Origin of the sequence: Novosphingobium sp. MBES04, assembly GCF_000813185.1 — a bacterium.
Lineage (GTDB): Bacteria > Pseudomonadota > Alphaproteobacteria > Sphingomonadales > Sphingomonadaceae > Novosphingobium > Novosphingobium decolorationis.
In genome coordinates this window covers 1-22,501 of the sequence record NZ_DF850490.1, presented here as the reverse complement: position 1 = coordinate 22,501, position 22,501 = coordinate 1, and the positions used below count along the sequence as shown (strand labels likewise).

The window sequence follows — 22,501 nt, the reverse complement described above, 5'->3', positions numbered from 1 at the left end:
ACAACGCCAATCAGTGGTCGGTGCGCGGCCACCTCATGCTGCAGCCCACCGAGAAGCTCTCGTTGCTCCTGACCGGCGAACTGCACACCGAGGACGACCACGCGCTTGCCATCAAGTTCCGTGAACTCTCGTTCCCCGGCACCACCGTGCCCAGCCTCACCGCGCTCGGCCAGCGCACCAACGCCGATGGCAGCCAGGCGAGCTTTGCCAGCAAGGTGCGTAACCTCAACACCAACTTCGATCCCATCAATGATCGCAAGCAGTACGCCTTCACCGGCATCCTGAACTACGATGCGAGCGACGTGATCTCGGTCAAGTCGCTGACCTCGTACCGCAATTTCCGCGCGTACTTCTTCCATGACTTCGACATGTCCAGCTATCTGGGCTTCCCGCTCGCCGAAACCGGCGCGGTCCAGACCAGCGCCAACCACTGGCAGCCGGTCTGGCAGAACCAGTTCAGCGAGGAAATCCAGGCCAGCATCGAGACCGGCCGCCTGCACGCCATCGTCGCGGCCTTCTACCTGAAGGAGAACATCCGGGTCGAGAACCACATCGGCTTCGACGTGCTCACCAACACCGACCCCTTCCGCGTCCAGTTCGACGGCAAGCTCGGGGTCGAGACCTGGGCGGTCTTTGCCAACGCGACCTACGACCTCACCGACGAATTCTCGGTCAAGGTCGGTGGCCGTTACTCGTGGGAAAAGCGCCACCTTGCCAACAACACCGGCATCGGCACGGCGGCGACGGGCTTCAACCTTGATGCGCTGCAGTGGGACACCAGCAAGTCGTGGACCGACTTCTCGCCGTCCGCTGGCTTTGAATACCGCCCCGGTGACGACGTGATGGTCTATTTCAACTGGTCGCGCGGCTTCAAGTCGGGCACCGCCGAAATCGGCTCGCGCCGCGTGCCGGGAGCCGAAACACCCTTCGTGAACCCGGAAAAGGTCGAGGCCTTCGAAGGCGGCATCAAGTATTCGGCCGGAACGGTGCAGAGCAACCTGGCGGTCTTCTACCAGAAGCTCAAGAACGGGCAGTTCCAGCGCTCCTTCCCGATCCCCAACCCGCCCTTCTTCGCCAGCACGCTCGACAACGCAGCCGCCTCGCGCGCCTATGGCGCGGAAGTCGAGTTCCGCTGGCAGGCGACGCCCGAGCTCATGCTCGATCTCTCGGGTGCCTACCTCAATTCCAAGTTCACCGACTTCTTCTCGACCGATCCGCTCGACCCCAACCTGTTCGGCCCGGGCGGCAGCCAGGTCGCGCCTTCGGACCTCTCGGGCAACTACACCCGCATGAGCCCGAAGTGGGTGTTCAACTTCAACCCGACCTACCGCATCCCGCTCGACAGCGGCGCAAACGTACAGCTGGGCACCAACATCGCCTACCGCGCCAAGCAGTACCACACCGAGTTCAACGACGATCGCCTGGCGCAGGACGGCTACACCATGGTCGATGCCAACGTGCGCTACCGCCACTCGGACGGGAAGCTCTCGGTCAACGCCTGGGTCAAGAACGTCTTCGACAAGCTGGTCTGGGGTGGCAGCTATGCCGTTGCGACAAGCCGCACCATCGGCGGTACGCTCATGCCGCCGCGCACCTACGGCGTGACGGTCGGCTACGAGTTCTGATCCCACGCGAACGCACAGCAAGGGCGCGGCCGGGCCATCCCCGACCGCGCCTTTCGCGTGTCGAGAAGGCAAGGAAGCGAGAAGACAAGACAATGATACAAGGGGCCATCGCCCCTTGCCCCCAAAACGGTCTACCTCACCTTTCCCGGCCACGGCTGCAGGCAGGAGGTGAGCTGGATGGTATGGGGAGCCCGAGGGCGATGGCCCTCGGATATCTTGTTTTTCTTCCCGTCTGCCCCCTTCGGCTTTGCCCCGTTCTGCCCTAAGAGCGGGGCATGTCCCTCACTCTCCTCCACACCTCCGACTGGCACCTGGGCCACGAACTGAACGGCGAGCCGCGCGAGGCCGAGCACGACCTCTTCCTCGACTGGCTCCACGCGACGCTGGGCGCGCAGGATGTGGATGTGCTGGTGGTGACAGGCGACATCTACGACGTCGCCAACCCGCCGGTTTCAGCCATGCGCCGCCTGTTCGGCTTTCTGCAGCGCGCCTGTGCCAGCTATCCCGCGCTGCAGGTCGTGATCCTGGGCGGCAATCACGACAGCGCCATGCGCATCGACCTGCCCGCCGCGCTGCTGGGGGCTGGCCAGGTCCATTTCGTGGGTGCCCTTCCCCGCCAGGGCGGCGCGCCCGACCATGCGCGCATGCTGATCCCGCTCCATGACCATGCCGGGGAACTGCGCGCCTGGCTGGCCGCCGTGCCCTTCTGCCGTCCCGCCGACCTTGGCCGCGAGAGCCTCGCCTCTCTCTACGCGGGGGTACAGGAGGCAGGGCTGGCGAAGGCGCAGGACCTGCCGCTCGTCGTCACCGGGCACCTGCATGTCGCGGGTGGGAGTGTCTCGGAGATGTCGGAGCGGCGCATCGTCATCGGCGGCGAGGAAGCCGAGGCGGCGAGCCTGTTCGATGCGCGCACTGCCTATGTCGCGCTCGGCCACCTCCACCGGCCGCAGGATATTTCCGGGGCAACCCGCATCCGCTACGCCGGATCGCCCTTCCCGCTGTCCGCCACCGAGCGCAACTATCGCCATTCGGTGAGCCTGGTCCGCCTCGGTGCCGAGACGAACGCGCCCTGCGAGGTGGACACCCTGCCCATCCCGCGCCCCGCCGCCTTCCTCGCCATCGGCCCCTCCCCTCTCGAAGACGCCGTGGCCCAGATCGAGGCCCTCGAAACCGATACCGACCTGCCCCGCACGCTCTGGCCCTTCATCGACATCAAGATCTCGGTGACCGGACCGGAACCCGGCCTTGCCCCCCCGCATTCTCGACGCGCTGGATGGCAAGGCGCTGCGCCTCGTCAGCCTGAAGCGCGTCCATGCCCGCGCACAGGACGCCGCCACGGCGCGCAGCCCCGCCGCCGATCTCGACGAACTGCGCCCCGAAGAGGTCTTCGCCCAGCTCTACACCCGCCAGTATCCGGGGGATGGCCCCCCTGAGGACCTTGCCCGCGCCTTTGCCCAGCTCCTGGTCGAAACCCAGGCCGACGGGGAGGACGCCTGATGCGTATTCTTGCCATCCGCGGCAGCAACCTCGCCAGCCTCGCCGGGGAATTCGCCATCGATTTCACCGAGGCCCCGCTGGCCGAGGCGGGCATCTTTGCCATCACCGGCCCGACCGGGGCGGGCAAGTCGACACTGCTCGACGCCATGTGCCTCGCGCTCTTTGCCGAAGTCCCGCGCCTTCGCGCCGCCCCCGACCGCGCACAGGTGGGTGAGGACGGCGAGCAGACGCTGAGCGCCAAGGACACCCGCTCGATCCTGCGCCACGGTGCGGCCGAAGGCTTTGCCGAGATCGACTTTGCGCTCCCCGGCGGCACGCATTACCGCGCCCGCTGGAGCGTGCGGCGCGCGCGCGGCAAGGCCGATGGCAAGCTCCAGAACTACCAGCATTCGCTGGAGAACCTCACCAGCGGCGAGGGGATGGGCGGCACCCGGCGTGAGACACAAGGCGCGATCCGCGATCTCATCGGCCTTTCCGCCGAACAGTTCACCCGCGCGGTCCTGCTCGCGCAGGGCGATTTCGAGGCGCTGATCCGGGCCGACGCCAACGAGCGTTCCGAGCTCCTGGAAAAACTGACCGGCTCGCAGATCTACTCCCGGCTTGGCCAGCGCGCCTACGCCAAGGCGAGGGAGATGCAAGACGGGCTCGACGCCATTGCCGCGCGGATCGCGGCGCTAGAAGGTCTCGACGATACCGCGCGCGCCGAGGCCGAGGATGTCCTGAAGCAGGCCGAAGCCGAGCTGAGCGAGGCTGAGGCCGCGCGTGCGCAACTCTCCGCCATCGAACAGCGTCTTGCCCAGCACGCCCGGCTGAATGTCGCGCACGCACAGGCACAGGCCATCCGCGACGAAGCAGCCCAGGCACAGGACGTCGCCCGGCCCCGGCACCAGGCCCTTGCCCAGGACAGAAAGGCGTTCGAACACGCCCCCTGCTCACCCGGCGCGAGGACGCGCGCACGGCGCTGGCGGCGGCCCGTGCAGCCCTGACGAAGGCCGACACGGACCTTGCCAACGCTAGAACCGATGCCGCGCAGCGCGAGGAGGAGCTCGGCGCGGCCCTCAAGGCCGTGCGCGCCGAGGACGCCCGGGCCGAGGCATGTGCCCCGCAGCTCTCCGAAGCCCGCCTCCTCGACCGCCAGATCGAGGAACTCGTCGCAGACCTTGCCCAGGCTCGCGCCCGGCAGCGCGACGCCGAGAATGAAGAAAGCCAGCAGGCTCGCACAGAGCGCGACGCCTCCGAACAGCTGGAAACGTCCCGCCGCGAACATGCCCGTCTCGCGCAGTGGTGCGCGGACAACGAGGCCGCGCGGCATCTCGCCGAGCGCGAAAGCGAGATCGCCGAGGCCCTGGCTTCGCGCGCCGCCACCCGGGCGCGCCAGCGCGAAGCCATTGGCCGTCTGGACGAACTGGCGCAGGCCGAACAGGACGCACTCGCCCGCCACGCTCGCGCACAGGATGCGGAAGAAGCGGCCCGCTCCGCCCATGAGGCGGCGCAGGACCTGCGCGACGCCGCGCGGGGGGCCGCCCCTGCCCCGGGCGCGCTGGGGGAACTCAACACCCGGCTCGAAGCGCTGGGCGAAGCTCTGGACGCGGCACGCCGCGCGCGGACAGCGCAGGAGGCCCTTGCCAGGACTCAGGCCGAACAGGACGAGGCACAAGGCCAGCTCGCCGTTCTTGAACGCCAGGGTCAGGACCACGCCGAGCGGATCGCGCGCGAGGACGTGGAACTCCCCCTCCTTGCGACCCGCGCGGAAAATGCCCGGGCAGCCTACGAACGCGCGCGCATGGCGCAGGACGCTGCGACCCAGACCCTGCGCGCCGGGCTCGTCGAGGGAGACCCCTGCCCTGTCTGCGGCGCACGCGAACACGCGCTGAGCGCGCTTGATGCGCTACTGGGCGAGAACCTCACGATTGCCGAGCGCGAAACCGAGGAACTGGCCCGCGAACTGGAGCAGCGCGGCACGCAGCTTGCCGTGACGCGCGACGCGCTCGGGCGGGTCGAACGCGAACGCACGCACGCGACGCAGCGGATCGCGCAGCTGTCCCAGACCGCCACCTCGCAGCAGGAGGCCGCCCGCGAGGAACTCGCACAAGCGCGCGCAGCGGCCACGCGGCTGACGATTGCCGAAGCGGACCGGATGGACGCGGAGACGCTGGAGGCGCGTCTGGACGAGGCGAGTGCCGAGGTCCGCGCTGCGCAGCGCACCTCGCTTGCCGCCGACGCGGCGCGCACCGAGGCACAGGCGAAGGCCGATGCCGCGCAGGCCACACACGAAGCGGCCCGCAGCGACCTTTCCCAGGCCAGCGACGCCTTGCGCAGCCACGCGCAGGCCTTGCGCGAGGGGCAGGAACATGCGGGCCGCCTGGCCGAGAATGAAGCGGCCACCACCGCCGCGCTCGACCGGCTGCTCGGCCCCGAAAGCGACTGGCAAAGCCTTCCCGATCCGGAACACTGGCTACGCAGTCATGCCGCGCAGTGGCGCGACAACGCCGCCGCCCGCGACACGGCCGCCCAGGCCCTGCCTGAACGCGAAGAAGCCCATGCGGCGGCCCGCCAGGCGCTTGCCCTGGCGCGCAGCGCACACGCCGCGGCCCGCGAAACCCTGGACCAGATCCTCGCGCGTCAGAGCGCCTTGCAGGACGCGCGCGCGAAGTGCCTTGAGGGCGAACCCGTCGCCACATTCGAGGCCAATCTTGCCCGCGCGCGCAAGGAGGCCGAGCAGGCCCACGAAGCCGCGCGCAAGTGCCGCGAGGGTGCGTTGGAAGCCGCCGCCTCGGCCCGCACGGCGCAGGCAAACGCGGCCAGCGATGTGCAAAAGGCCGAGGCGCACGCCGCCCGTACCGACGCGGACTTCACCGCCGCGCTTGCCGCTGCGCACCTTGCCGAAGACGATGTCCTGCGCGCGGCGCAACGTGGAGCGGCGGCCCTCGACGCCGAGGCCGAGGCCCTGCGCTCCATCGCAAGCGCGCTGGAACAGGCACAGGCCGTACTCGCCCAGCGCCGCGCCGATCTCGACAGCCACGAAGCCGAGCACGCAGGCACCGAGACGCCCGCCCCCGAAGAACTGGAAGACCAGGTCGCGATCGCCAAGGCAGGGGTAGAGACCGCCAACACCCGCCGCGACGAGGCGCGTCTGGTCCTTATCCAGGACGACAAGGTCCGCAAACAGACCGAAGACCTGCGCCGTGAACTGTCCGAAGCGAGCGCCAAGGCCGACGTCTGGTTGCGCCTGCGCGACGTGATGGGCAGCGCCGACGGCAAGGTCATGCGCACCTTTGCGCAAGGCCTCACGCTTGATCGCCTGCTCGAACACGCCAACACCCGCCTCGCCGAACTGAAGCCACGTTACGAGCTGGAGCGCGGCCAGGGCGGCGATATGCTGATCCAGGTGATCGACAACGACATGGGCGGACAGGTGCGTGGCCTGCACAACCTCTCGGGCGGCGAGCGTTTCCTGGTCAGCCTGGCGCTCGCGCTGGGCCTCGCCGAAATGTCGACCACGCGCGGGGTGAAGATCGAGAGCCTGTTCATCGACGAGGGCTTCGGCGCGCTCGATCCGGTCAGCCTGGGCCAGGCGCTGGCGCTCCTCGAACAGCTCGAACAGGGCGGGCGACGCGTCGGCATCATCAGCCATGTCGAGGAACTGAAGGAGCGCATCCCGGTGAAGATCGAGGTCTCTCCATCCGGGCGCGGCACCAGCACAGTCTCGGTCGTGGAGGGCTAGACCGGGACAGGATGAGGGGTGCGAACAGATTGAACGGCGAGGGGGAATCTCCTCAGCCATCCCGCTCAGGACGGCAGAGGATCAGACCAATGTGCCTCACCTGCAGCCGGAGCATTCGCGAGACCAGAGTCCAATCGATTTGCCAGGCGATAACTGGTCCAGGCAAGCAGCATTCCAACCGGAATGTCGACCAGATAATGCCACCGACTTGCCACAGCCGTCACCACGATGAATGTTAGGATGAACGCATAGAGCGGGATCAGGACCTTGCCGTGCTTCCAGGCAACCAGGAAGAAGAGAAACGCACCTGCCGTGTGCAGCGATGGCATGGCGGCCAAACCGGCGGTAAAATTGATGCCCCCCCGCTCGACGAGGAACTGTGGACCTTCGGCAACCGACTGGCGATAGAATGATAGCATGCTTTCCTGACCGCTCGTGATGATGGGATTCACGCCGGTCTCATAGATGAAGGGCCCGACAGCAGGCGCGACAAGGTAGGCGAATGTTCCAAAGGCCTGCAACAGCAAGGCCGCAACAATCAGCTTTCCAAAGACCGCAGGCGTCTTGAGCGCATGATAGAGAAAGCTCGTATAAAACAGGGCGATATACGCGATCATGTAAAAGTTGGCTTCAGAGGGTATGAACGCAAAAACGCTCTTCCGCAGGACGAAGCACAGCTCGACGATGGGCCTAAAAAACTGGTCTATACCCCAGTAGAAATCATCAAACACATAGGGGTTGATGTGCGGAATCCACAATTTCATATTGAAATGCACGAATAGCACGGCGGCATAGCAGGGCAACGCGACGAGGAAGCGTGATGAAACGGCACGGTTCCCGATGAAGAAGGTCACAAGACCAAGAGCGCCAACTCCGATCAGCGGGTAGATGTAGTGGATGCCGACAAAGGCCGCCCTTTCCCCCGACGGAAAGATGACGGTCAGACCAAACAACCTTGCCACGAGAAGCATCACGATGATCATACTCAGCGAAATCGCCAATTCGGGCATGCTTCTAACGAATCGTGTGATCACAAAATGTCCTGAATTTCCGCGAGAGGCCCTCGCCTCGGGAGGGAAATTCCTCCCATAACAGAGTTAAATCTATCCTAAGGCAACGCGGGATCGAGGCCATCTTGACCTCATCTGGAATGCTCTCTCCCCGAGCGCCTCGGTACCCCAAAAAGGGCTTGGCATCGGCCTCCTTCGCTCCGCACCGAGGCCCGATTACAATGGAATTAACCATATCTTCGCATCTCGCCCTGCATTGAGAAAGCGCCCGATTGCAATGCAGCTGCCCACCTGAGGGGCCGTGATGCCGAGGGGCACGAAGGAAGCTCACTCTGCGCAAGAACCGTGAAACATCAATGATCTCACTGATCGTTCCCGTCCATAACGAGGAAAGTGCAATCCGCCCTTTCCTCGAGGCCGTCACGCAGGTCTACAAGACCGAGCTGCGTCAACACGCCCTGGAGATTGTCTTCGTCAATGATGGCAGTACCGATCGTACGGAGTTCATGATCCGCAGCTGGGCCGGCGACGACATGGCGCTTCGCGTTGTCAATTTCTCCCGGAATTTCGGCAAGGAAGCCGCTCTCTCGGCAGGCCTGACCTATGCCAAGGGCGACGCAGTGATCCCCATGGATGTGGACCTGCAAGATCCACCTTGCGTGATTCCGCAAATGGTAGATGCCTGGCTGCAAGGCGCCAAGGTCGTCAACGCACGCCGGAAGGAGCGAGGCTCCGATACATGGTTCAAACGCACCAGTGCGTCCGCCTTCTACCGGGTATTCAATGCCTTGGCAGACCATCCCATTCCCCAGAACGTGGGAGATTTTCGCCTGCTGGACCGCGAAGTAGTCCAGGCCATCCTCGAACTGGGGGAACGCTCCCGCTTCAACAAGGCCCTCTTCAGTTGGGTCGGCTTCGAAACGCGCGAAATCGAGTATGAACGCCCTGCCCGCGAGCACGGCAGCTCCCGGTGGTCCTATTGGAAGCTCTGGAAACTCGCGCTGGACGGGATCTTTGCATCCTCGACAACCCCGCTGAGGATATGGACCTACGTCGGGATAGCCATGTCTCTTTTCTCGTTGCTCTATTCGCTTTTCATTCTGTTCTGGATATTGGCTCTGGGCATCGATGTGCCTGGCTATGCCTCGACACTCATCATCATCCTGACGTTCGGGGGGCTCAACATGTTTGCCTTGGGAATCATTGGCGAATACGTCGGCCGAATCTACGAGGAAGTCCGCCAGCGCCCCCTTTACGTCGTCCAGTCCGTTCACGAGAGTTCACAAAGTTAAAGCAATGGAAGCTGACGTCTATATCCGGATGAACGAATTGGAGGGTGAACACTGGTGGTTTGCCGCAAGACGGCGAATCATCGCGGAGGTTCTCGAACGGCTCATTCCGCCCAGACCTTCGGGAGAGACGCGCGATATTCTGGAGGCCGGCTGCGGCACCGGAGGCAATCTGGCGATGTTTGCTCGCTACGGCGCTCTCGACGCCTTCGAATACGATGAACAAGCGCGTCAGCAAGCGATACGCAAGTCTGGATTGGACATATTGCCGGGTGCTCTACCGGGCGCCATTCCCTTCGGCGACAAATGCTACGATCTGATCTGCATACTCGACGTCCTCGAGCACATTGAGGATGATGTCGCCTCACTCCTGGCCTTGCGTGCCCGCCTGAAGCGGCACGGGCGAATTCTGGTCACCGTGCCGGCATTTCCAAAGCTGTGGTCACACCATGATGAAGCGCATCACCATTTCCGGCGCTATACGAGGAACAGCCTGAAAGAGGTTGTCGGCAAGGCTGGCATGAAGGTTGAGAAAAGCTTCTATTTCAACACGCTTCTTCTGCCTCTCGCCCTGGCAACGCGGCTCTTGAAAAAAGCGTCCGCGAACGAAAGCCCGGACGACAGCATGCCATCTGCCTGGCTCAATACCCTGTTACGGTATGTCTTTGCCAGCGAACGCCACGTGATCGGCCGTGTCGGAACCCCGTTTGGCCTGTCGCTAGGTGCGATCATCGAGACTGGCGCGGATTGATGATTGGACAGTTTGCTCGCTTCGCAGGCGTTGGTCTGCTGGGGACCTTGTGTCATGTGATCATGGCGACCGCCTTTGCGACCCTGACGGGGGCATCACCGTATGTCGCCAACTTTGCAGGCTTCCTGTGCGCCGTGTGCCTGTCCTATCTCGGCCATTCCCGCTTTACGTTCGATATTGCGCGTGATGACGCACGATATGCCCCCAAGTTCGTTGTGTCGGCGCTGCTTTCGCTGCTGCTGAGTACAGGCATGACCTGGTTGGTCCACGACAGGTTTGGATATGCCTTCTGGATTGCCATGCTCGCCATTGCCATAGTGGTTCCGGTTTCGACATATCTTCTGTTACGGACCTGGGTGTTCGCCAAGCGCGATCTCATGGATCCCGCGCAGTGCCTAGGACTGCTCGTGTCCGCAGCGGTTGCCGCACTGATCCTTCTCACCTTTTGGGACCGGCTCATCCATCACGATGTTGCCTGGTATCTCATTGCCACGAGCAAATGGATTGAGGGTGCACATCTCTACAGGGACATCATCGAGGTCAACCCGCCCCTCAATTTCTATTTCACACTGCCGGTAATACTGATTTCGAAGCTCACAGGAGCAGACCCGGCAAATTCTCAGTATATTTTCATATCGATAGTTGCATTCACATCCATCAACTGGTGCTGGAGCATATTGAAGGGGGCAAAGCAACTCACGACGGCGCAACGTGCTGTTTTTCTGTCCCTATGCGCCATCGCAATATTCGCTCCCTCCCTGGGAGATATCGCACAGCGAGATCAATTGCTCGTCATATTGATCCTGCCCTGGCTGCTGGGCGAAATGCCTTCCGTCGGTCAGGTTGGTCGGGTGGCACGTGTCGCAAGAACCATTTGCGCGGCTCTCGGCATCTGCCTGAAACCCCATTTCGTAGTGATCCCCATGGCCGTTTCAGGCTGGCACGTAGTCCAGCAAAGGTCGCTACGACCGCTGCTCTCCACGAGCAACGTCACGTTTCTCATCTCCGGCCTGGCCTATCTGGCCATGGTTTGGCTGCTGCATCCCGAGTATTTTCTGGAGATAGTGCCGGCCGCACGGCTCGTTTACGGCGCCTATGGCGTTGACCCCAAGGGAATCTTGCTGAGTTTTGGCCTTCTTCCTCTCCTGATACTTGCTGGACTGACTGTCAGTTTCGTCCGCAAGAACAGACCGGCTGATATCGGCCTCCTCATTTGCGCGAGCCTTGCAGGTCTGGGCTCCTATCTCCTCCAGTGGACAGGCTATCGCTATCAGGCCATTCCCTTCATCGCCCTGTCGCTCATCAGCCTTTCGTGGGCCATGGTTTCGGTGAAAGGACAAGTTGCCCAGCGGGTCGTGTTCGCACTCATTTTCGCCATGGTCATGGTGCAGTCCTATCATCACGGCTTCTATCGCAACTCTCTCGTTCAGGAGCTTGAAGAGGACATCCGCCCAGGCTCGACCTTCTTCGTGTTCTCCACCCACGTCTATGCGGGGCCTCCTGTTGCCGTTGCTCTGAAAGCAGACTGGGCAAGTCGTTATCCGGCCCTATGGTTTGTGCCTGGTGCCGTGAATGCGATCGAGAACGGAAGCTGTCCGAGCGAAGTGCCACGGTGCGCAGCACTGTCAGAACTGGCCGATCAAACTCGCCGCGACGTAATGGATGATCTTGCCGCTGCCAGACCTCGGATTCTGGTCTTCGATACCACGCCCGGCTACATCACCGATCCACACTTCCGCTGGGACAAATTCATGCGCAAAGCCCCCGGATTTACAGCGGAAATGAACCACTATCGGCTCAAACGGACCTTGCCCAGGTTCACCATCTGGGAGCGTAAGGAGCCCTGACGTGGATCATCTGGTTCGATCACCACAAGCTTGCATGAGCCTTCAGCGCGCACGCACCTGATAAACCTTGAGCGTGCCCAGGCGGGCATCCTCGAGGGGGGCCAGCCAATCGGGCACCTCGCCCTTGGAAAGGCGGGCCATCATGCCCCCGGGTGCGGCTTTCGCATAAGTCCGTGACTCCGGGATGCCCGGGCAGAAAAGGACAAAGTCGCTGCCGCGCGCCTCGATGATCGCATGGGCCTTTGCAGGCGGTGCCATCCAGAAGCGGATCACATCGTTCATCGCGACCTTGTTGCGATGATGGCTGCTGGCCAGCACTGTCGCGTCGGTGGAGAACAGCAGTGCCGGTCCCAGGTCGAGTGGCGCCATGATGTTACGGCCTGCCTTGCGGCTTTCGAGGACTTGCCCAAGTGCATGCAGACGCGTGGGCGCGAGACAATCGTCCTCTTGCTCTGCCGTGCGCTCCCGCGTGGCCTCACGCGTCTCGTTGGATGGCACGAGACTGTTCAGCAGCAAAAGGGGAACGAAGGGAAGCAGGATCGCCGCCGCGGTTGCCAGGATTCGCAAGGGGACAACGCTCAACTGCCGCGCGCGGGTCAGAAGCCGATCGACCACATAGCTTGCAGGCGCAATCGCGAGGACCATGGCAACGCCATCAGCCCGCGCGACGAGCCAGGATATCGCGACAGCAAGCCCAAGTAGCCCGCCATACATCGCCCAATCGCCCCGCGCCTCGCGCCGTGTGCGCCACAGCAGGACCAGCCCCCAGACCGAGATCGGCAGCAACGCCACCATGGTCACGATCCGGCTCCAGTCCTGGCGCCATATGGGCAGACCTTCGGCGATCTTTTCATACCAGTAGCGATGCACGAGCGGTGGCAGGTCGTTGAAGGCACCTGTCACGCATTGCGGGGCCGGAACAGCCAGCAGAAGGGCACAGACGAGCCCGCTGATGGCAAGACCCGCAAACCGCGAAAGAGGCCCCCGGGCAAACGTGCGCGTCAGCCAGATCCCCAGCGCGGCCGCGGCAAAGGTGGCAAGATGATAGGCCGAAACGGCATCGCACCAGACCTCCAGGCCCTGTGGCAGTCGCGTTGCGAACCACAGTATCGTCGTTGTCAGAGCCAGCGCCAGCGCCGCGCTCTCGAGGCGCGAACCGTCCCTGTCCCCCTTGCGCTGAAGCAGCCAGCCCAGCCCCAGGGCGGTAAGCGTTCCGACCACCATCGGCAGTCCCTCAAGCGAGATCGTGAGCCAGATCGCTCCGGAAACGCCAGCGAGTGCCCCCCCTCGCCGCGCGGCAGGCAGGAATACGCCCAGCATCATCGCGGCCGCGCAGACGATTTGCCAGGCATGGTGATCAACCCGGTAGACCTGGAACTGAAGGATCACGGACAGCGTGATCGGCACCATCAGACATGCAAAGAAGGCCGCACGGCGCCCGAGCAGACCATCGACGAGCCGGGCAAGCACCGAGAGCAGGACCAGCAGTGTCAGCAGCGGAACTATCGCGGCCGCCAGCATCTCGGCCATTGCCATGCCCACGAATGGGCGCAGTATCTCGATGGCAAAGGCAATCGGCAGATCGACCAGACGCGACCAGTGCATGGGCGCCCCCTCGGGCACGTTCATGCGGTACTGCGTGACGTCGAACCAGCCTGGCCATGGAGCCAGTCGCGAACCTCGACCATGCGCAGAAGGTCATCCGGGTCCAGCAAGCGCATCTCCAAAACCCGTCGCCAGGACACCGCGCCCAGCACGAGAAGACTGAAAAGCCAGGTCGGCAGGGCAACGCGGGCAAAGAGGCCCGACCGCTCCTGCGCGCGCGCGGGCGTGCCTTCGGCTTGCGGCATCACGGTCACACTTCAAGTCCTCTGGTTCAGATCGCGCGCGAGATTGGGCGAAACACGAAATGCTTGCGTAGCAGCCAAGTCAACTGGAAGCTGAGCACGATCGCGGCGAGCTTGGACAGCCGCGGGTCCCAACCCGCCAGACCGCAGAGCCAGACGGTTGCGGCGGTGACGCCCAGCCCGACCAGCGCAGAGGCCAGAAAGCCCGATTGCTGGCGCAGCCGCCCTGCCCCCTTGGCCGCCAGCCTGTCGGCAAAGATCATCCGGCTCGAGGCAAGCCAATGCGCAAGGATCCCAGCAACATAGCCAAGTACGGCGGCCAGCGTTGCAGGCACACCCAGCGGCAGCAAGGCTAGGAACACGCCCATGTCCACCGCCAGTGCAGCAAGACTCACCAGGGCGTAGCGCACGAAGCGGCTACGTCCCAGGCGCTTGAACTGGCGCGTCCTTGTTTCGGGCTTTCCCGCTGTCATGCTCCGAGGCGCGCGCTCAGGCCGCGCGGTTGATCGGGCGCGGAACCGCCCGTTCGGAATTCAGTGCGGCAGCGCGGTCAGGTCCAATCGTGGCCTTGCCCTTTGCGCGAAGAAGATCCTCGATGGGCGTGCGTTCGCCCTCCTGGCCGCTCTCATGGTACTCGGCGTCCTCGTTGACGCTCCACACGTCGTGGATGCGCTCGCCTGCGACGATGTTCTCGACCGAGAGGATCGCGGTCATCATCGCGTGGTCCTGGTTGTTGTAGCGGTGCATGCCGTTGCGCCCGACCATGTGGAGCGTGGGATAGCGCGCTTCGAGTTCGCCGCGCATGGCCGCGACGTTGTCGGCGTAGCTGTCGTCATAGACCGGGTAGGCCTTTTCCTGGCGCACCACGCAGCCGCCCACGACCGTCTCGGGATCGACGAGGCCCAGGATCTGCATTTCCTTCTTGGCGAGTTCGACCAGTTCCTCGTCACTCGAGGACCACAGGCCATCGCCTTCGAAGCAGAAGTATTCAAGACCCACGCAGGCGAGCGAGGGATCGGGCACCATCTCGGGCGACCAGCTGCGGAAATTCTGGATGCGGCCGACCTGAACCTGCGAATCGTGGATGTAGATCCAGTTGTCAGGGAACAGGTCGTCCGAACGGATTATCAGGGCCACGGTCAGGAAGTCCCGGTACTTGAGCGCGGAGGCTTCCATGCTCGTTTCCGGGAGGGGGTGCAGGCGCGAGACAAGCTCGCGCATCGGGGCCGAGCTGATGACGTGACGGGCGTGGATCGCGGTCTCGCTACCGTCCGCTCGGGTTGCGGTGACGCGCCAGGTCCCCTCCTCGTCCTGCGAAAGTTGCTTGAGTGCATGGCCCATGAGGACGGTGTTGCCCCCGGCCACTACATGATCGCGCGCGGCGTCCCACATCATGCCGGGGCCAAGGCGCGGATAGCGAAAGGTCTCAAGCAGGGTCTTGGCCTGCCCGTTGGAGCCATCGTTGGGCCGCTTGTTGAGCCCCAGCGAACGCTTCAGCCCATCGAGCACCGCCTTGCCCAGGCTCAGCCCCTTGATACGCTGCGCGGCCCAGTCCGCGGACATTTCATCGCAGGGCATCCCCCAGACCTTCTCGGTGTAGGTCTTGAAGAAGATCGAATAGAGTTTCCATCCGAACTGGCTGGTGGTCCAGTCCTCGAAGCTGCGGATGGTCTTGTTGGGAAAGAGCCGCGCCTTGGCGTAGCTTGCCATGCACAAGGTCGAGCGCCAGATGCCCAAGTTCCACAGCGCCTCGAACGCGCGCAGCGGATAGCTGTAGAACTTGCCCTCGTAGTAGATGCGGCTCATGCGCGGACGCTGGATGAAGTCGTCGGGCAGGATCTCGTTCCACAGATCCACCACTTCCTGGCTCTTGGAAAAGAAGCGGTGCCCGCCGATGTCGAAGCGAAACCCTTCGTACTCGACCGTGCGGCTGATGCCGCCCACGTCCTTTTCGTCCCGCTCGATCACGGTGACGTCATAGCCGAGCTTGGTGAGCTGGTAGGCCGCGGTCAGACCAGCGGGTCCCGCTCCAATAACTGCCACATCGACAGTCGACTTCGCATCCTGGCTCATAACGTCCTCTAAACCGCAATCCATGATGCGACCCTGTGAGATTATCCTTAATTTACTCTTAAATGAGGACCTTGCGTCTAGGTTCAGCGACCCATGGCGGCCGGACTGTCCTGATAGGCGCTCAGGGAAACGATCGTGGCTGGGTCAGTTTTCCGCGAAAAAGGGAAGGACGTTTAGGGCGTATGGCAAGAGGATTGCGCCTTGTTACGCAATTTTATGGACTAAATACAATGCTTTGTGTGTTCATACTCGAGATGGAGACCTGAGCTTGTAGAGCTAGCGTTGAATGCGCTCACTGCGCTGGGATCTAGGGCAGATCCCGTGATGGCGAAGAGTGCGCTAGCCTGGTGGTCAAGAGAGCAAGGTTGCCGCCTGGCGCCCTCACCTTCTTCGATTTTTGCCAAAGGCTTCGGGAAAGTTAGAGTCGTTAGAGGAACAAGTTAGAACAGGTTAGAGGTGGTCTGACGCCCTGTGCAACCGCAGGTCTGCACGAGTCGCGTTCACGCGGCTGTTCCCGATGTGTCGGACATGTGTTCCTGACGTGTCGATACTGGCGTTCCTGATAGGTCGAGGGTGTGTTCCCGAAGGGTCGAAACGTGCGTTCTGCGTGTTCCGGATGTGTCGAAGAGGCGAATCGCGCCTCACAATTTGAAACTCTTTTTCGATGACGCGCGTGAAGGTCGTTCAATTCGCGCATGGTGGTGGACGTGAGCTTCGAAGCTTGACGATACCGGGACGCTGGACGCGACACTTCGGGAACGCGCCCTGCCCTGGGCCTGTGATAGCGATAGCCTTGGAAGCGAAAACCATCAGGCGCCAACGAAGTCGGCCGCTCTGAACCGCGCAAGATGGCTAGGCTGACCTCGCGCACGATCACGCCGTGGAAGGTGAGCGAACAAGGTAAGATCAGGACGCCTGATTGATCGTGCGCCACGCAGGCTCTCGTCGAGGGGGTTGAAGTGAGCTCCACGCCGGTTGGCATCCGGGGGACGGCGAGGCCCCTGTCGGGCACGGAGTGGGGCAGGTCCCTCCGGTGGGTTCCGGCAGGGAACGCGGCTCCTCGCCGAGTACGGCCTCTTCCTGGGGACAGGCTTGGAGGCGGTGAGGAGGGCAGGCAGGGGGGCTTGTGATCGCCACGCCCCCTGCCCTCACCCGCGAAGCTGGTTCTTGTGTTTGGCGTGGTGGCGCCGGACCCAGCCTACGAAGGCGCGCTGCCAGTTGGCCGGAGTGCGTTCCGGGTCGGCAGCAACCCACCGCTCGAAATCGGCGTGAAGGGCGTGCAGGTCCCAGCCCGGACATTCGGCGCGCAGGGTGTCGATCGTCTCGTCGGTCATGAAGCCGCGCGTTGCATTGTCAGAGAGGCCGGTGATGGTGGATCGAATAAGGCGCGAGGCATCGAAGACCTCGGCTGCCTCACCTGCATGTTTCCTGGAGGAAACATGCCCGGAGGTTGCTGAGGAGACCGGGGCAGGGGCAGGGGGCGCATGCCGGGCTGGGGAGGGCTGGAGGTGGCCAGCTCCTCCCTTGTCATCGACCCGGGTCATGCGCAGCATGCTTCGCCATCGCGTGCCGTCTCGACGGCAAGGGCGTAGCCCGGAAGCTCGTTCTTCTCGGCCAGCTTGAGCATCTCGAACTTGAAACGGCGGTACTGGCCTTCCGCACCTGACTTCTCGAAGAGGACGGGCATGGTGATGGCAAAGCCGGTCTCGCCTGCTCCACCGGCGTGCTTGCGCGCCACCCGGTAGAGCCAGCGCTCGCGCCCGCCCGTGATGTCGAAATAGGCGCGGTCGATGGAGAGCACACCGCCCTTCATCATTACGCCTTCCCAGAACCAGTTGGACAACTCCAGCGTCATGCCGCGCGAGCGCTCGGTCTTCTCATCGACCAGCTGCGTCCAGCCATCGAGCCAGGAGAAGGTGGCCTCGCGCCGGTTCTCGGCACGGATGTTGGTCTTGATCGTCGTCGCGACGAGCCGGTCGAGGGCCTGGCCCAGAAGCTCGTAGGCGCGCCCCGTGGTCGGACGCCCGATCGCGCGTAGGAGATCATAGGGCATGATGTGGAGCTTGCGCGGCACATCGTTGCGCCCCCGGCGCTGCATGTCCGCCAGGACGCTCGCGCAGTAGATCAGAATGTCCGCGTCCCAGATCGTCGCCATGCCGTACTCGGGGCTGGCCGAGACGTGGACGCGCACCTGTCCGTCGGGACTTGTGTAGTCGATCGGCTTGACCCGCTTGGACTTGGCGAGACTGAAGAAGGGTCGCTCCATCATCTCGCGCTGGTCGCGCAAGGGGAGGTCGGCGATGTAGGGGAGGAACAGGTCGAACTGTTCGCTGACGGGGGCCTTGGGCGCGCGGGTCATCGACAGGGGCCTTGTGCGCTGGAGGGATGGGGGGCGTACCACGAAAGGAATGGCGCTGTGGGACGCGTCGCAGGTTGGGGCCGGGCAGGGGAGGGGGACGCGCGCCTGGCTGCCCGGTCGCCCCTTGCCTGCACCGAAAAGTTTCCTGGAGGAAACATCGCGTCCCGTTTCCTTCGCCTCAGCTGACCGAGATGCCGTTCTTGCGCAGGACGTCGAGCACTTCCTTGAGCGCGTCGGCCAGCTGATCATCGCCCGCTCCGCTGGCCATCGGGAGCTGGATCGTCACGCCCTGCCGGGTCACGTCCTTAACAGCTAGGATCGTGCGCCCATAGGGGCCGGAAATCTCCATGCGAAAGTCCTTGGTCGCAAGCGGTTGCCCGCTATCGGCAAGGTCGCTTGCGGCCAGCAGCCGCTTGAGCGTGACCGGACCGGGCAGCCCTGCGCGCCCTTCCGAGCGGGCCTTGGCGTTCTGCGCGGTGATGGCCTTGGCTTCCTTGCGGATGGCGCGGGCGCGGGCCTTGTCGTCAAGCGCTCCGGCCAGACGATAGGCCGGGTTCAACGTCAGCTCGGCCGGATCGGCGAAGGCGGCAAGGACTTCGTCCGGGATGGTCGCGGCCTTCAGCATCTTGGAAAGCCAGCCCTTGGAGAGCTTGAGCCGCTCGGCCATGCGCACGGCCTTGCCGCCGTAATGGATGGGCAGGGCCTCGGCATAATTGCGCGCACGCTCGATGTCGGTGATGTCCCGGCGAGCGCGGTTCTCGATGTCGGCGAGGCGGAAGGCGGCCTCGTCATCCAGCTCGGCGACTTGCGCCAGCAGCTTCATGTCGGGATAGGAATGGGCGCGCAGCCACGAGATCGCGAAGTGGCGGCGGGTGCCCGCGATCAGCTCGTAGTCATGGTCGGGATCGCCCGTGACATGGCGCACTACCGCGGGGACCTTCTGGCCCCCTTCGGCGAGTATCGAATCGATGAGGTCGCGACAGCTGTCTTCGGAAAGCCGGGCCTGGTTGCGCGCATTGCCATCCCACACCCGCACACGCGCCGGATCGAGCAGAAGCTGCGTGACCTGGCGCACCTCACCGCTCGCCACGCGGGCGAGCGCATTCTCGCGGCCGAGCAGGGACAGGCCGGCGCGGGTGCTGGATCGCGGCGCTGGGGAGACCGGTTCTCCCTCGGCCGGGCGCGCGCTATCGGGTGCGTCGGCAGACGGGGCCTGCCCTTTCTCATCCGGTGAAGGAGCCGGGGAGGGGGTGTTCGCCTCGGCCTTGGTTTCGGCGGTGTCGTCTCCCCCTGAGAGCAGGCTGGCGAGGTAATCGGATTGCTTGCGGGCCATGGGACTACCTCCGGGCGTAGGTCAGGGCGGGGAAGGGCGAGCGGACAAGTTCGAACATATCGTGAACGAGGGCCCTGTAGGAAACCGTTTTCTGCAAAGCGGCGATGAAATTTGCGTCACCCATTGACCACGGCCTCCGGGCTGGCGGGGGTGGCCAGACCCCAGCCCCGGCGCACCAGCGCGGCGACCTGGGCCATGGCCTCGTCCAGATTGGCGCGGCAGCGCTTGTGCGTGCGGACAGAGCCGATCGGGCGCTCCAGTTCGTAGACCGTCATCATGCGCAGCGCCGCGTGGCTGATCTCCGCGCTCTCCAGAATGGAGACGGGGAGGAGCGCGGGGCCAAAGGTCTGCTCCATGATCTGGCGCACCATCGCGTGGCTGGGATCGTTGCCATCGAACTTGGAGCACAGGAGGCGCACGAAGTCATAGTCGACGGTGAGGCCGGCCTGCGAGAGCTGGCCGGTCACCTGGTCCATCATCGAGAGGAACTGGACGGTCGAGCAGAAGTCGGGCGTGGTCGCGGCGAGCGGCACGATCAGCGCGTTGGCCGCCTGCATGACGGCGAGGCTGATGGTGCCAAGCGCCGGGGGCGGATCGAGGATCACCACGTCGTAATCGCGGGCGAGGTCTTCGAGGCCCTGCTTGAGCTTGCGGAAGCGCGAGGCGAGCACTGAGCCCCCGTCCGCGCCGCTCGCGGCCAGTTCGTACTCGACGTCGAACAGTTCCAGGTTCGACGGGATCAGGTCGACGTTGGGCCAGGGGGTTTTCTGGACCGCGTAGAGCAGGTCGGTCTGGGTCGGGTCGATCGAGAGATAGGGGTAGAGCGTCTGCTCGCGCGTGATGTTGAAATGCGGGTTGAATCCGAACAGCGTGGTCGTCGTCGCCTGACTGTCGCAGTCCACGACGAGCACGCGGTAGCCCTGGATCGCGAAATAGTGGGCCAGATGGGTGGTGACGGTGGACTTGCCCACGCCGCCCTTGAAGTTCTGCACCGCGATCATCGCAGGGCGGTCGAGCGGCGCACGGGCCGGGCTTGCGCCCAGCACCTCGCGCATGTGCTGGAGCGCCTCGATCGAATAGCCGGGGCGGCGCCCGTTCTCGGTCGGCGGGGGAGGGGGCAGACGTCCGTCGTCCTCGGCCATGCGGATGCGGTTGGTTGAACAGCCCAGCAGCTGCGCCGCCTCGGCGATGCCGAAACGGATGTTGAGCCCCTTGCGGCTGTCGGGCAGGAACGCCTGCTTGCGCAGACGCTCGATCATCCGCTCCCCGGCTTGGGCCATTTCGGAGAGGCGTTCGACTTCTGAATGCATTTGATCCCCTGACAGTTCTTTTGAACGTTCGTAGAGGGGTATTCGGAAAATTTCGTTCAGTCTAGGTTCTGCCCCCCGAAAGCGCGCAATTTGCATTGAATTTGCCGCGGTTTGCGGCGTGTCGGGGCATCAGACCCGCATTTGGGCTGCAAATTGGAGAGGAGAAGCGCAGGAAAGCAGCACCTTCTGATTCGTGTCGTGCGGTGGACGGCGCTGTTGGCGTGCGTTGCGATAATGGTGGCCGTGCCTTTCGCTCCAGGTAATCGCCGCAGTGAATCACCGGGGCCGTCTGTGATTCAGAATTCGCGTTGGACTGAGGGATTCGCGCGCACGAAACTCGATCCCATGAACATCGAGACGACCCTCAACCAATTGCTCGCCCCGGAAGGTGGATGCCTCGCGCTGGAAGCTCGCGACCCGGCGCGCGGGCTGGCGCGCCGTTGGCAGGTCGAGGTGGGCCAGGATCTGTTCGGATGGACCACGCTGACCTGGAACTGGGGCCGGATCGGGACGGCCGGGCAGGGCAAGCAGCTTTCCTTCGCCGCGCGATCCGAAGCCCGCAAGGCGGTGCGCGCGCTCTTGCAACGGCGGATGCGCGCGCCGCGCCGGATCGGTGTCGCTTACGTGCCTGTCGCCTCCTGATCTTCAGTGCGCGCGAGCAGGCGATCGATGTCGGCCATGGCCTGGTCAAGCGCATCGACCGCGGGGCCGAGCGCGTTCGAGGCGACCGGGGCACGGATATTGGACGTCTTAGCATCCTCGTTCGCCACCAGCAGCACTTTGCCGTGGCTTTGCCGGGCCTCGGCCAATCCGACTTCTCTCAAGGCATCTCGAAGTGCATAGGTCCCCCGTCGGCTGACCCCGACCGCGTCCATCAACGGGTCGAGCCCGAGCGGCGCAAACCCCACCAACAAAACCCAGGCCTCTCCCGCGCGCGAGCTGCGTCGCAGCCCCGCGAGCCGCTGCGTGAGGAGCGCGGCTCGGTCGCGCGCCGTCTCGAGCGCGCGCAGGTGGGCGTTGGCCGCCACCTCCACAGCGCAAGCCAGTTGCAACTGAACCGAGGCGCTCCGTGTCAGCAGCCGTTCGGTGGTCACGATCCCGGGCATCGGCAGGGCTTGGGCGAGGGTTCGGCCGCGCGACAGGTGGTGCCCAAGCGCATAGTCTAGTGCCCAGAGCGGCGTGATCGGACGTAGCCCGGCAAGGGCCACCCAGGCCTCGCCGGTATCGTAGCTGCGGATTCCCGGCTCGATGGGCGCAAACGCCGGGTCGTGCCTGGCCGCGCTGCACAGCGCGGCAAGCGCCTCGAAAGGGAGGGGCGCGTCTTGAGGCCGGGGCAGGCCCTCAACAAGCTGGCGCGCCCGTACGAGCGCAGCTGTCGTCGCCTCCGCCTCGCGCGCTTGCTCCTCGAGAGACAGAGGAACTTCGTCTGCTACAAAGCGTGCGCAGCGCTGGAGCGTCTGCGCGGTCCTGGCGAGCGGCTCCCACGGGTGGAGGGCCATTTCGGAGAGGAGGGCGCGGACAATACCCAGCGCCGAGGAGGGCGCCTCTGCGCCACGTTCGGGGCCGCGCGCGAGCCCGGCGAACCAGTCCGCAAAGCGCTCCGGGGCATCGAGATAGCCCGCCTGCGTCAGCGCACCGAGCAGCGTGCGGCGCACCAGATCGGCGCAAAACAGCCGTTCTTCGGTCTCGCCAAGACGGGTGAGCCGCCCATCGAGTTTGCCCAGGGCATACGCGGCTGACGCCTCGGCGCGTACCAACTCACGCGGGTCGACGGTGTCTTGGGCTGACCAGGGATCGAAAGGCTCCATGGCGCTGTATGTAGCTATTGGGCTTTTA

Annotated in this window: 16 protein-coding genes and 2 pseudogenes; 9 read left to right on the top strand and 9 right to left on the bottom strand. The window is 64.2% G+C overall.

From position 1 onward, the window contains the following. The 5 genes and pseudogenes from MBENS4_RS22090 to MBENS4_RS22075 form a co-directional block, all read left to right on the top strand. Window positions 1–1,625, top strand: a 1,625-nt coding sequence (locus MBENS4_RS22090) for a TonB-dependent receptor (protein WP_039396034.1), incomplete at its 5' end; no start/stop codon positions are given. 275 nt (window positions 1,626–1,900) lie between these two features. After that, window positions 1,901–2,590 (top strand): annotated as a pseudogene (locus MBENS4_RS27010) (metallophosphoesterase family protein); the annotation flags it as partial. A gap of 280 nt (window positions 2,591–2,870) precedes the next feature. Beyond that, window positions 2,871–3,122, top strand: coding sequence for an exonuclease SbcCD subunit D C-terminal domain-containing protein (locus tag MBENS4_RS27005; RefSeq protein ID WP_242405077.1), 252 nt, complete (start codon window positions 2,871–2,873; stop codon window positions 3,120–3,122). Continuing rightward, window positions 3,122–4,108 carry an AAA family ATPase gene (locus tag MBENS4_RS22080; protein ID WP_039396031.1) on the top strand — a complete coding sequence of 329 codons (987 nt, stop codon included), beginning with the start codon at window positions 3,122–3,124 and terminating at the stop codon, window positions 4,106–4,108. Before MBENS4_RS27005 ends, MBENS4_RS22080 begins: the two co-directional genes overlap by 1 nt. 80 nt (window positions 4,109–4,188) lie before the next feature. Next, complete coding sequence (locus MBENS4_RS22075) at window positions 4,189–6,846, top strand: SbcC/MukB-like Walker B domain-containing protein (RefSeq protein ID WP_052322695.1); 2,658 nt, start codon at window positions 4,189–4,191, stop codon at window positions 6,844–6,846. 65 nt (window positions 6,847–6,911) lie between these two features. Here MBENS4_RS22075 and MBENS4_RS22070 read toward each other — a convergent pair whose 3' ends face one another. Further along, on the bottom strand, window positions 6,912–7,829 hold the full coding sequence (locus MBENS4_RS22070; RefSeq protein WP_242405076.1) for a phosphatase PAP2 family protein: 918 nt from the start codon (window positions 7,827–7,829) through the stop codon (window positions 6,912–6,914). Window positions 7,830–8,212: 383 nt separating this feature from the next. Here MBENS4_RS22070 and MBENS4_RS22065 point away from each other — a divergent pair, with 383 nt between their 5' ends. Genes MBENS4_RS22065 through MBENS4_RS22055 form a run of 3 tightly spaced genes read left to right on the top strand, consistent with a single transcriptional unit; the run spans window position 8,213 to window position 11,743 of the window. Beyond that, on the top strand, window positions 8,213–9,148 hold the full coding sequence (locus tag MBENS4_RS22065) for a glycosyltransferase (protein ID WP_039396022.1): 936 nt from the start codon (window positions 8,213–8,215) through the stop codon (window positions 9,146–9,148). Window positions 9,149–9,152: 4 nt separating this feature from the next. Then, window positions 9,153–9,896, top strand: a complete 744-nt coding sequence (locus tag MBENS4_RS22060) for a class I SAM-dependent methyltransferase (RefSeq protein WP_039396019.1) — start codon at window positions 9,153–9,155, stop codon at window positions 9,894–9,896. Continuing rightward, entirely contained in the window at window positions 9,896–11,743 is a 1,848-nt protein-coding gene (locus tag MBENS4_RS22055) for a GtrA family protein (RefSeq protein WP_039396017.1), read from the top strand. The genes MBENS4_RS22060 and MBENS4_RS22055 overlap by 1 nt, the downstream gene beginning before the upstream one ends. Before the next feature lie 42 nt (window positions 11,744–11,785). Here the strand turns inward: MBENS4_RS22055 and MBENS4_RS22050 are convergent, their stop codons facing one another. The 7 genes and pseudogenes from MBENS4_RS22050 to MBENS4_RS22020 all read right to left on the bottom strand — a co-directional run bounded on the left by MBENS4_RS22050 (window position 11,786) and on the right by MBENS4_RS22020 (window position 20,665). Continuing rightward, window positions 11,786–13,348, bottom strand: coding sequence for a hypothetical protein (locus tag MBENS4_RS22050; RefSeq protein ID WP_144401052.1), 1,563 nt, complete (start codon window positions 13,346–13,348; stop codon window positions 11,786–11,788). Window positions 13,349–13,368: 20 nt separating this feature from the next. Beyond that, window positions 13,369–13,602: a hypothetical protein gene (locus MBENS4_RS22045; protein WP_144401051.1), complete on the bottom strand. Its 234-nt coding sequence runs from the start codon at window positions 13,600–13,602 to the stop codon at window positions 13,369–13,371. A gap of 17 nt (window positions 13,603–13,619) precedes the next feature. Further along, window positions 13,620–14,063: a GtrA family protein gene (locus tag MBENS4_RS22040; RefSeq protein WP_052322691.1), complete on the bottom strand. Its 444-nt coding sequence runs from the start codon at window positions 14,061–14,063 to the stop codon at window positions 13,620–13,622. Between the two features lie 16 nt (window positions 14,064–14,079). Further along, on the bottom strand, window positions 14,080–15,663 hold the full coding sequence (locus MBENS4_RS22035; protein WP_039396011.1) for an NAD(P)/FAD-dependent oxidoreductase: 1,584 nt from the start codon (window positions 15,661–15,663) through the stop codon (window positions 14,080–14,082). 1,148 nt (window positions 15,664–16,811) lie between these two features. Continuing rightward, window positions 16,812–18,022, bottom strand: a pseudogene (locus MBENS4_RS22030) (replication initiator protein A). A gap of 178 nt (window positions 18,023–18,200) precedes the next feature. After that, window positions 18,201–19,355: a ParB/RepB/Spo0J family partition protein gene (locus MBENS4_RS22025; protein WP_039396009.1), complete on the bottom strand. Its 1,155-nt coding sequence runs from the start codon at window positions 19,353–19,355 to the stop codon at window positions 18,201–18,203. A 116-nt stretch (window positions 19,356–19,471) separates the two neighbouring features. Then, on the bottom strand, window positions 19,472–20,665 hold the full coding sequence (locus tag MBENS4_RS22020; protein WP_039396006.1) for an AAA family ATPase: 1,194 nt from the start codon (window positions 20,663–20,665) through the stop codon (window positions 19,472–19,474). A gap of 345 nt (window positions 20,666–21,010) precedes the next feature. Here MBENS4_RS22020 and MBENS4_RS22015 point away from each other — a divergent pair, with 345 nt between their 5' ends. Continuing rightward, window positions 21,011–21,307 carry a WGR domain-containing protein gene (locus tag MBENS4_RS22015; protein ID WP_052322690.1) on the top strand — a complete coding sequence of 99 codons (297 nt, stop codon included), beginning with the start codon at window positions 21,011–21,013 and terminating at the stop codon, window positions 21,305–21,307. Here MBENS4_RS22015 and MBENS4_RS22010 read toward each other — a convergent pair. Next, on the bottom strand, window positions 21,286–22,501 hold a 1,216-nt coding region (locus tag MBENS4_RS22010), incomplete at its 5' end, for a hypothetical protein (RefSeq protein WP_206778148.1). The genes MBENS4_RS22015 and MBENS4_RS22010 overlap by 22 nt on opposite strands.